This window comes from Shewanella sp. ISTPL2 (genome assembly GCF_013283205.1).
Classification (GTDB): Bacteria; Pseudomonadota; Gammaproteobacteria; order Enterobacterales; family Shewanellaceae; genus Shewanella; species Shewanella oncorhynchi.
Window position 1 is genome coordinate 4,882,806 of record NZ_JAAPAV010000001.1, and the last position, 10,826, is coordinate 4,893,631.

The 10,826-nt window shown below is 44.2% G+C and carries 9 protein-coding genes and 1 rRNA gene; 9 read left to right on the plus strand and 1 reads right to left on the minus strand.

The window, feature by feature from the left end; all coding sequences use genetic code 11:
- Window positions 1-9: 9 nt before the first annotated feature.
- The 9 genes from HUB64_RS21795 to HUB64_RS21835 all read left to right on the plus strand — a co-directional run bounded on the left by HUB64_RS21795 (window position 10) and on the right by HUB64_RS21835 (window position 6,912).
- Entirely contained in the window at window positions 10-498 is a 489-nt protein-coding gene (locus HUB64_RS21795) for a M48 family metallopeptidase (protein ID WP_173248278.1), read from the plus strand.
- Window positions 499-666: 168 nt separating this feature from the next.
- Window positions 667-1,854, plus strand: a complete 1,188-nt coding sequence (locus HUB64_RS21800) for a hypothetical protein (RefSeq protein ID WP_173248276.1) — start codon at window positions 667-669, stop codon at window positions 1,852-1,854.
- 20 nt (window positions 1,855-1,874) lie between these two features.
- Window positions 1,875-3,047: a hypothetical protein gene (locus HUB64_RS21805; protein WP_173248274.1), complete on the plus strand. Its 1,173-nt coding sequence runs from the start codon at window positions 1,875-1,877 to the stop codon at window positions 3,045-3,047.
- A 156-nt stretch (window positions 3,048-3,203) separates the two neighbouring features.
- Complete coding sequence (locus tag HUB64_RS21810; RefSeq protein ID WP_173248272.1) at window positions 3,204-4,247, plus strand: VspD; 1,044 nt, start codon at window positions 3,204-3,206, stop codon at window positions 4,245-4,247.
- A 14-nt stretch (window positions 4,248-4,261) separates the two neighbouring features.
- Entirely contained in the window at window positions 4,262-5,068 is an 807-nt protein-coding gene (locus tag HUB64_RS21815) for a type III secretion system protein (RefSeq protein WP_173248270.1), read from the plus strand.
- Window positions 5,069-5,106: 38 nt separating this feature from the next.
- Window positions 5,107-5,613 carry a hypothetical protein gene (locus HUB64_RS21820; RefSeq protein WP_028759493.1) on the plus strand — a complete coding sequence of 169 codons (507 nt, stop codon included), beginning with the start codon at window positions 5,107-5,109 and terminating at the stop codon, window positions 5,611-5,613.
- A gap of 7 nt (window positions 5,614-5,620) precedes the next feature.
- Window positions 5,621-6,040: a hypothetical protein gene (locus HUB64_RS21825; protein WP_049821674.1), complete on the plus strand. Its 420-nt coding sequence runs from the start codon at window positions 5,621-5,623 to the stop codon at window positions 6,038-6,040.
- A gap of 5 nt (window positions 6,041-6,045) precedes the next feature.
- Entirely contained in the window at window positions 6,046-6,612 is a 567-nt protein-coding gene (locus HUB64_RS21830) for a hypothetical protein (RefSeq protein WP_173497862.1), read from the plus strand.
- Window positions 6,613-6,912: a hypothetical protein gene (locus tag HUB64_RS21835; RefSeq protein WP_173497863.1), complete on the plus strand. Its 300-nt coding sequence runs from the start codon at window positions 6,613-6,615 to the stop codon at window positions 6,910-6,912.
- Between the two features lie 3,623 nt (window positions 6,913-10,535).
- On the opposite strand, the gene HUB64_RS23095 is transcribed toward HUB64_RS21835, so the two are convergent.
- A 16S ribosomal RNA gene (locus tag HUB64_RS23095) occupies window positions 10,536-10,826 on the minus strand; the annotation flags it as partial.

Genomic DNA, 10,826 nt, shown 5'->3' on the forward strand with positions numbered 1-10,826 from the left:
TGAATTTATATGAAAAAAAATACAATACGCCCAGGTGAAACCTGTGATGACTTTTTTGAGCTATTGAGTGGCACAGTCATTGAAAAAGATATTGCAGCTATGCGTAAGTCGCAGAAAATCACAATAACTCAACTAAAATCAATTTATGAATTAGGGGTTAAGTTTTATACTGACTTCCAATTTAAGGAAGCTGAGATTGTTTTTTCTGCCTATGTTGGTTTAAATCCGTATGATCATCGAGGCCCAGGATGTCTAGCTGCCATTTTTTTGGAAAAAGGGCAATTTAAAAAAGCTTTGGAAGTGCTAAACATATTAAAGACTTTCCCGACAAATGATCTAGATGAAACTATTCTCAACATTTCTTTGTGTCATTATAAGTTAAATGAATATACCGAGGCTAGTGTTACCTGGCTTATTGTAAAAGAAGATAATTTAAATGATTTCTATCTGCAACGATATCATTATCTTAAGTCGCAGCTGAGCCCGTATTTACCTTAATTATAGATAGTATTGCAGAGTCAATATGAAACAACCATTTGAATCTAAGTTTTTTCTTGAGATATAAGCCAATTTCATGACTCACACATTTAGCTGTTCTGTGTGAGTGCATTCCCAACCTGTACCATCAAGAGGATACAGGATTCTTAAATTGTAGAGACTCTATAAATGATAGTGAATAATGCACGAGTGTTATCAGATGCGCTAAATTTTGAACAAAAAAGTTCATCTTTGACTGATGCCGATAAAAAAAATCTAAATGATATAGAAAAGTTAGTTAAGTCTGCCTCCCAGCAAGAAGAAAAAACAAATAAAGCTCTGCCATTTACTAAGAGTGAGCCATCTCCATTTCAGACGCTTGCTACTTTTGCTGCCCATCAGAAAGAAGTTGTACGCTCAATGGTTGGCCTGAGCTCTGAAAGCGCGATCGCCTCTGCTTTGGCGGGAAGCATTGAAGCTTATGGTAAACAATTAGCACATATACAAGGTTGGACAACTGGCGGTCTGCCGATGTTCGAAAGTGCAATGAGAGAAATGTTCGAAGGTTTTCTGAAAGATGGTATCACAGGTAATGAAATTGAAGATTTATTTCAGCTAGCCATTATGGATTACATTTCACACTCAGCTGACTTTCCAGATCTCACGCCACAGATGATGGAAGACATGATGCATTTTTTAGAGAGCACGGGTTCTGGTTCACATGGATATCATGAGGGCTGGAATGGACAGAAATTCGCAGATAAAAGTACAGCTATCTTTGACTTTATGTTGAAAAATGCTCCGAAAGACAGCCTGTGTAATGAAGTACTGACATTTTTAAAAGATAAACAAGGCGCACCATCTGCATTAGTCGACCACTTTAAAAATAATTTTGAAAATAAATATTCGTTTATTGGTGATGCTGGATATCCAAGTGATGCAGGTGTCTCGCCTATGTTACGTATGGCACTAATGGCTGCCTATTTAAATAAGTATCCTGACGTAACGCAAGATACGATAAATTTATTTCTCACTGGGTCAGTGGGTGAGTTGAATGACTTTATTAAAAATAATACACCGGGCGGAAGTTATACATCTGCTATGGATTTTCTCTTTAAAAATGATGGTCACGGGGAAGATAGCGGTTGGCGTGAAGTCACTCAAAATGGGCATAAGGTGATTGATTGGGAGGGGGTTGGATTGGATTCCGGTTATTTTAAAGATATGTATACCGACTTTCCACCACGCGAGTTAACCGATGAAGATATTAAAGAAATTAACCGTATCGGCGATCAAGTGAAAATGATCCAGCAGACCCTTAAGTACTGGATTCAGATCTGCCGGGATGAACTCATGGCATTCGCTAGAAATATCTAACAATCAACAGGGAGTTTGCTATGAGTATTAATGGTGTTTCTGGTCTTCAGCCCCAGTGGACATTGCCGTCTACAACCGAAAATGCACCACTTAAAACTATGCAGCCTGTCGCGAATGAATCTAAGTTGGCGATTGCTGACCGTGCGCTCGCCTCACTCGATGTCGAAACGGGGGATGTAACAACGCTATTAATGGTTGCGGCGCAGCAGAAACAAGTGGTGATGGCTATGGCGGGTCAACATTCCGAGGCCGTTATTGCTTCGGCTCTTGCGACGAGTATTGAGGGCTATGGAAGTCAATTAGACATCGTTAATAAGTGGACCAGTGGTGGAAAACCTGCATTCGAGGCCGCCATTATGCAGATGTTTACTGCTATGAAAGAGGGCGGGATTAACGGAATTGAGTACGAGAACATGTTCCAGCTGGTGCTGCTCGATGTGTTGAGTAATAGTAAAGAGTACGGTTTAGAAGACGCTAACTTCTTGAAAGAATTGGGGACTCTACTGGAAAAAACTGGTAGTGGCAGTCATACCAATTGGGATTTTACCCCTGAGCAATTGGGGGCGAAGGTCAATAATGTTTGGAGTACTCTGAATAGTGCGATTCAGGGGGGGAAAATTCCAACGGATAGCATTGCTTACCAAGCTATGTCAGCTATGAGTGGCGGCAATATCTCATCGACGACGCCCACAGAGTTATCGAGTCGCTTTACCTCGTCTGTGTATAACGATCCCAATGCCGGTGGCTGGATCACCAGCGGCCTTAACGATATTAGCCCTATGGCAAGAATTGTGTTGCTGAGCGCGTTAAACGGTGATCAAACAGTATCGGCAGCCGAGGTCGAGACCATTCTCACTGGCAGTAAAGCAGAGGTTGATGGACTACTCACTAAATTAGCCAATATGGATGCGATGGCGTACTTGTTCAGTGCTAAGTGTCCTGGTTGGCAGAATTCGTCGGACACAAATAAGCCTTTACCACCTGGAGTGACTCAGGCCTTCGATTATGACGGAACGATTCAGGCTCAATATTTAACAGATCTTTATAAAAACTTCTCGCCTAGACAGCTTACTGATGAAGATATTAAAGAAATTAACCGTATCGGCGATCAAGTCAAGATGCTGCAGCAGACCCTTAAGTATTGGATTCAGGTCTGCCGTGATGAGCAAATGGCATTCGCAAGGAACATCTAAAGAGTCGTGTTTGTATTAAGTACAAAATAGAAGGGCATGGTAGCACTGGGAACATGCCGCTCGCATCGCGAGAATTTAGATGTGCAAGCTCACTTCAGTAACTCTGATAGTGAGTGCGCATCTATTCCCAGTATCGTCACATGAAAGGAAATAACTATGAGTACATTCATGATTACCGTCGCTGCGCCAAGCATTATTGGTACAGTCGATGAACAGAGCCAGAGTGTTCAGCGCCAAAACACTGCTGCGACAGAATCGGCTAAGCCGAATCAACCCTTACCAGGCAATACGATTGGAGTGTCCGATAGTCAGCTCTGGCGCATGGTGCAAGAGAGTATGAAACTGGCCGCTGAAGCGTTTTCTGGTACCGGTAAAGAAAACTCTGAAGCGAAAAAAACACTGATAGATATTCAAAAAAATACTCAGATCGATGCGCTTAAAGAGCGTATGGCGCAGATTGAAGAACAGAAGCAAGCCCAAAAGAGCCAAGGCATTTGGGGCAAGATTGCTATGGGATTAGGTTTTCTTGCGGCAATTATAATGGCGCCATTCAATCCTGTTATGGCTGCAGTGATGATTGGTTTCATGATTGCTTCGATCGTGTTGCCTAAAATTGTCGATAAGATTATGGAAGCCGCAGGTGTCTCTGAAGAGATCAGGGGCTATGTATCAATGGGATTAGAGATTGCTATTGGCATTATCAGTATGGTGGTCAGTTTCAATCCTGGGAACATGATGGCGACTGCGGGTAAGGCTGTTGCGAGTGGGGCTGCGAAAGTCGCAACTATGGTTGATAAGGCTGTCGACGCAGTTAAAACGTTGAAGTCATTCAGCACTATATCGACAAAAATTCAGGGTATGGTCAACAAAGTTATGAAGTTGATTGAGCCTTTACTCGATAAGATTAAGTCATTTGCAAGTGGTGGTGAAAAGCTGACCTCAAAGATTGCTCAAGCAAGTTCGGTTACTTCAAATGCAACTTCAGTCGTGAGTAGCGGTTACGCGATTAAGTCTGCCGACATTACAAAAGATCTTGAGATTGCTAAAGCAAACCAAGAGGAGTTGGAAACACGTATCCAGCAAATCTTGACCATGCTTAATCAGGCGTTGCGTGCGGTAAGCCATGCTTTTGAATCACTTTTTAAAGTTAATAGTGATCAGCGCGAATACAACGACAAGATTATTTCAATCAATATGTAAGAGGAAGTTAATTTATGAATTTAGTACAAATGAGTGCACTGTCACTACCATCGACAAAATCTGAAGAGACTTCTTCTGTTAATAATCTCAAGCCGATAGATCAAAAAGCATGGGGCAGTTATGAAAACTCATTGAAAGAGGCCAACAAAGGCTCGGTTTCAATGGCTGATTTACTGGCACTTTTAGCACAAATTATTGAGTCGTCTCAACAGGTTCGCGCTCAAGTGATGAAGAATCGCATTGGTGAAGCTGTTGCTACGTCAGAGTTGGCGACTATGCTCGCGCAAGATAAATCTCAAGATGCCAAATTACGCTTCGGTATTACCTTAGCGTCATCTGTGGTTAACATGGGAATGACAACTGCAGCAACTGTTCGAATTGGCCAAACTAAAACGCTGAAGGATAAACACTTATCCAAAATGGGCGACCGAGGGGCTGCGGATACAGGAGGAGTCAAGTTATTAAAAACGACGGATCTTGAGTCTGGTAAAGTCACTAATGTTGATAAGTCTCCTAAAGTCTCAGATCTAACAGCAAAAGAGCTTAATCAATACAGTGCTAATCTTCAGCAGCAGCGTACTGCCAAGTACAACTCTGTCACTCAAATGGGTGGAATGGCTGATGGTATGGTTGGCAATGCAAACGAAATTCAAAATGCTGAACAGGTGAAAGTACAAGAAGAGACTCAAGCGAGCAAAGACTTGAAAGAGAAGTTTGATGCTCAGCTTGATCAATATATTCAAGATCTGACTGCTGAAGCGGTGAAGTTAAATGAGATCCTTGAAGCTGTAGCGAAAGCGAGTTTAGTGACTAACCGATAATACGGAGCAGAGCGAGCCTAAGCTCGCTCTGATTAACTATGCTTCGACCCGTTTCTTTTGCCGTGACACAACGCACCGAAAAAATTTCGGATATTAACCGAACTCAAAAGGCTGGTGACCACCGCCAGCCTCGCCGAGTAAAAGATATAAAGCAAGTCGACAAGCGAACTAAAAAATATCCTCGTCTGTTCCGGGTTAAACGTAAAAATTTAACATTGGATCAGCAAAGGCAATTTGCTCGACAGCTTAATAGCTATCAGCTCAAGGCGTTACGCGATTGGCAAGGTTTCTCTGATAATTTACTTGATGTTAAATCATTAAATGATGCTCAACTTTGGATATTACATGCGGCAGAGCACTGTGAGCACTTATATCCATTAACGTTAAGAAAACAGCTTAAAAAATATATTGCAGATGTTAAGTCTTCCGCAGGGGATATGGATGCTAATAGCAAAACAGTGCAGCAACTTGTCGCTTATGAACATAATTTAGATGGTTTACTGTCATTATTGGCTTTATGTCGCCGTTACTATATTCAAGAGTAAAGTATAAATGCCTACAAATAATCGCCATGTTCGTATCTCGCATTGTCACTTAAAGGGCAAAACACTTGATCCTTATCAGTTATTAAAGGCTAAGTCAGAACGGCTTAGTTGGAATAGATTATCTGATGTGGAGATATATGCCGATAAACAAGCGGTAATCGAATGGTTTGCTATGTTGCGCGATTATTCTGAAACAACAGTTAAAGCGATTGTGGTAGAAGGGATACTAGATAGTCAATTTCATAAAATTACCTTTATTTTAACATTAGTACAAAGTGTTGATTTTGAAGAGGTGACTTCGAAAGATGCTTATCAACAGCTTTATGACTTTGTTTGCAAAACACCTGCTGGAATACGTGATTGGATCGATGATATAGATTTTAAAATGAGTATGGATGTATTAGCACTGTTATCTAGGAATCGGTGAAATATATGAAACAAGAGCGCGTCACTCTCATGCCAAAATATGAGATGAAACCAGCAATGTACCGAGCAGTTAATCAGATTGCTGGGACAACTTTTAATAATCAAGAGATTAGAGTTGATGTGGGGGCTGTATGTCATCGATTTCAGCAGCAGGATTTCATATTACTCAGCTTAAAGCATGTTGGTATCGAGGCTGAACTATATGTTTCTTTATGCGAAGCAGGCAGGTTGCTCGGTTTGGATGTGAACCATCTCGAACAGGATTACTTATCCTATGTAATCACTCAAGTCTTAAGCCAGTATGGATTAGCGTTTAAATCATATCCTGAGATGGATATAGATGAGTTGCCTCTGTTAATGAGTTGCAAACTTATTATAGGAGATTTCAACATATCAGCATTGTTAAAAGTGGATACACTCATTATTGATGCTAACTATTTGAAAACTAGTTTATCTTCATTACCGAAAACGTTAGTTCTGATGGCATCTTGTACTATGTTTAAAACTAGTCTTAGTGTTGAAGAAATATTGTCGTTAACTAATAATGACCTTGTATTGGTTTGTCCAAAGTAAATGAAAACTAGAACGTTTGACTACATTCAACAATTTTTACAGCGCCTCGAAAAAAATGAGAGTGTTATTTTTAGAGATTACCCAGACAATCTATTGCTGCCAGTTTTTCCTTTTTTCCAGTTAATACATCTCGTTAACTTGGAGGCCGTTATTGATCTTATTTTACAATTTGAAATGGCCTCAAAAGGTGTATTTATTCGTGTTGATGGATTTCTTACTCTCACAATAGCTGAGCAAGATTATTCCGAAGATAATGTGAGACGGTTAAGCATTAATTTATTTGAAAAGATGAGATTTTAATATGGCACTTAATCCAGCGTTGACTCGTAGTACTTCTATGCCAGAGTTATCACGTTTAGACTGTGAGGCTCTACCTAGGAATATAGCACGATCTACCTCTTTATTGGACGTTAGAGCTCCAACACTTAGATCTGCGGAACCTCAAATTCCAGAGAGTGTCTCTACTGCCCCTAGTATTTTGGAGACGGAAGAGCCTCATTCTAAAGCTAAGCCTAAAAAGATTAAAGAAAGCACTAAAAAATCAAATAGAGTGAGCACAGAGAAAAAGGCTAAGTTTCATTTGGCTGCTATCGCCGGTGCCGTAACAATCGGTACTGTGTTAGCTCCCTTCACCTTAGGATTTAGTTTATTACCGACGGTATTTGTAGTGATGTATGGTAATGCATCTGCGATAGCTATGTATGGTGGCTCCCAATTTGTCGCTGGCGATAAAGAGAAGAAAAAAGCCCCGCTTGAGCCGCCTAAAGTTGATGCCCCCAAAGATTTACCAACTAAGCGCCCTTTTCATTTACCTCCCCTGGCCGAGCTACCGGAACCTAAGCATACAGAAGATGTGACGGACAAAGACACCGAACGCGGAGATGTTTTTAATAACTGTTTTAACAACGTTAATAACTTTCATAACAGTTGGTATGTCTTTATTAACTCTTCCAAGGATCCAGACATTAATCTGGTTTCAGAAGATCAAGTTAAGACCCCTAACGAGTCGCATGTTAATAATATCGGCACGCAAACAACTGATGCAACATCGATCGGGCGGGTCACGTTACCCTTTGCTGATGCTGCTGAAGTCACTGTTGTCGAGACGCCAGTTAAGGAGCGTCAAGCGCGATTAAAGACGTTAATATCTGAGTGCCAAGAGCAAGCAGATCCGCAGCTGGTAACCTTATTCAATTTACTTCTAAGCGGGGATGATGCATGTGCTCAAATGGTCGAAATAAAAGGGAAAGATGGTGCTACAGCGTATGCTGTTATTCCTAATAGTGAATCATTAGTTATTGATGAACACGATCGTGCGACGGGATCCGATGTACCTAGGCCTTTAGCAGGTACAACAACGAAAACCACAACGCCAGTTGCGACGCAGACGGACGATACACCTGCGACAGTGACGGGCAACGGTTCGCCATCGGTGACAGATGATGGCACTCAAACCGATGTTCCGACAGCCGTCGCAGAAACACCGACGAATGCGGGTACACCAGCTCGTCCGCCTGTCGCGGCGAAGACCACAAACACGCCTTCAATGTCACAGACGGATGGCGTGCCTACGGACGATACCCCTGCAACAGTGGTGCCTGAGGCGAATGCTGCGCAAGGATACACCGGCCGTAAATGGGAGGTGAGTAGTTCAACACCTGTGAATCTGAGCCAGGGTGCGCAAACGGGCAGCAATTACACCCAAGGACCTAGACATAATTTTGGGACAACCCCAGATGCAGCTACTGGGCATCCTCGTGGTCCCGCGGCTGGTAATGGCAGCGGTACAACCCCAGCGGTGATGGGCAACGGTTCGCCATCGATGACAGATGNTATATATGGCCTCTTGTGGGTCACTTTTATCATATGGGGGTGTCCACGCTTGATAGCACTTATTGAGGTGGTTTCTACATTTTTAAAACCAGTAAAGAACAATGCCCCCAGAGCCATTCCACCTACACCAACCAGCGCTGCTGGGCCTAAAAAGGCCACCCCGACAATACAAACCACCACACCAAACCAAGCCAGCCCCCGCACTACCGCATAGGCTGCATCCGGAATAGCATCATGATAGGTGGTGACCAGCCCCTCGGTGGTGAGCCGATAGTGGTACTGTTTGTCAGCCAACCAGAGGTAGCGCATAAATGGCCCAAAAATCATCGCTATGATGAGAAAATAATACCATTGCTCAAATCCATACCAGTATGTCACCAACCCAACTAGAGCCGTAATCCCGCACGGAATAAGGACCATGATCCACCCAATGCCATACACAGTCGCTACCTTAATATCCCACTCATAGAGGGTGGGCGCCTCACGCACCCGCTGCTGACGCAACTGATAGAGCCGGTCTTGCTCCTCTTGGGGTAATTGCAGGTACTCAGTGCGCGGCAGGTCTTCATACCGACTGTCGTCCAACGGTTGTGTCTCTTGCTCTGTCGACGCCGACTGCTGCGGCGCTGCTCTCTTATTCATATAGCTATTCCTTTGCTGTACCTACGGACTGCACGGTCATCGTTAACCTACCCACACAGCTCGTACTTAATGTTTTCTCGCCCTTGACGACCTTGCCGCTAAAAAGTCTGTTAGCATCTTGGTGGCAAAGCTGCCACTGATGACACCGAATCTCACGCCAATAACAGGCGCGAGAAAAAACGTTAACTGGGCTGGGGATTCTTAGGGGCGAAATCTGACAGTTGGGCTAGTTTGCCGTCACGGGTGCCAACTTTAGAGAGGCCAACTATTCGTTCATTTTTCAATAAAAAGAGTTCCGACCCCGGTAATTGCTTCATCAGTAGCGACAACACTTTATGCATATCTTCGGGATGGCAATAACAGTCGAGATTTGAATAATATCCGAAATAAAACCTGTCTGTATCACACGATATATATGGCCTCTTGTGGGTCACTTTTATCATATGGGGGTGTCCACGCTTGATAGCACTTATTGAGGTGGTTTCTACATTTTTAAAACCAGTAAAGAANCTCAGATTCACAGGTGTTGAACTACTCACCTCCCATTTACGGCCAGTGTATCCTTTTGCAGCATTCGCCTCAGGCACCACTGTCGCAGGGATGTCTTCCGCAGGCACGCCATCCGTCTGTGACATTGAAGGCGTGTTTGTGGTCTTCGCCGCGACAGGCGGACGAGCAGGTGTACTCGCATTCGTCGGTGTTTCTGCGGCGACTGTCGGAACATCGGTTTGAGTGCCATCATCTGTCATCGATGGCGAACCATTACCCGTTGCAGGAACAGGACCACGAGGATGAGCTGTCGCTGCACTCGGTACTGCATCTGGGGTTGTCCCCAAATTACGTCTAGGTCCTTGGGTGTAATTGCTGCCCGTTTGCGCACCCTGACTCAGATTCACAGGTGTTGAACTACTCACCTCCCATTTACGGCCGGTGTATCCTTGCGCAGCATTCGCCTCAGGCACCACTGTTGCAGGGGTATCGTCCGTAGGCACGCCATCCGTCTGTGACATTGAAGGCGTGTTTGTGGTCTTCGCCGCGACAGGCGGACGAGCTGGTGTACCCGCATTCGTCGGTGTATCCGCGACTACTGTGGGCACATCGGTTTGAGTGCCATCATCTGTTACATCTGTCATCGATGGCGAACCGTTGCCCATCACCGCTGGGGTTGTACCGCTGCCATTACCAGCCGCGGGACCACGAGGATGCCCAGTAGCTGCATCTGGGGTTGTCCCAAAATTATGTCTAGGTCCTTGGGTGTAATTGCTGCCCGTTTGCGCACCCTGACTCAGATTCACAGGTGTTGAACTACTCACCTCCCATTTACGGCCGGTGTATCCTTGCGCAGCATTCGCCTCAGGCACNGGCGCATTTAGCTCTGACTTCCCCGAAGAGAAGATAAACAAGCAATCTGTGTGAACACTCAACAAACATTAAGTTAGTCGTATAGGTAAGGAGGTGATCCAGCCCCAGGTTCCCCTAGGGCTACCTTGTTACGACTTCACCCCAGTCATGAACCACAAAGTGGTGAGCGCCCCCCCGAAGGTTAAGCTACCCACTTCTTTTGCAGCCCACTCCCATGGTGTGACGGGCGGTGTGTACAAGGCCCGGGAACGTATTCACCGTGGCATTCTGATCCACGATTACTAGCGATTCCGACTTCATGGANTGGGACTACTCACCTCCCATTTACGGCCAGTGTATCCTTTTGCAGCATTCGCCTCAGGCACCACTGTCGCAGG